We start from the raw sequence: 225 nt of genomic DNA, 5'->3' as shown, positions 1-225 counted from the left end.
TGCCATTGGTTTAACCATTGGAGCCTATATCAACTGGCTTTATGTAGCACCTAGTTTAAGAACTTATACAGAGAACGCCAACAATTCGATGACCATTCCTGCGTTCCTGGAGAATCGTTTTGCTGATGGTTCGAATATGCTGCGCTTGACCTCTGGACTCATTATCATTGTCTTTTTTACTTTCTATGTTTCTTCGGGCATGGTTTCTGGCGGGGTTCTGTTCGA

At 43.1% G+C, this 225-nt stretch carries 1 protein-coding gene; it reads left to right on the top strand.

The annotated features are described in order from the left end of the window. Positions 1-225: sodium:solute symporter family transporter (locus V7659_RS30620; protein WP_420491795.1), on the top strand; the 225-nt coding region annotated here is incomplete at both ends.

Source organism: Neobacillus drentensis, assembly GCF_036966985.1.
In the GTDB taxonomy this organism is placed as follows: domain Bacteria; phylum Bacillota; class Bacilli; order Bacillales; family Cytobacillaceae; genus Neobacillus; species Neobacillus drentensis_E.
The sequence above is the reverse complement of the archived record's forward strand: the minus strand, read 5'-3'. Positions and strand labels throughout refer to the sequence as shown.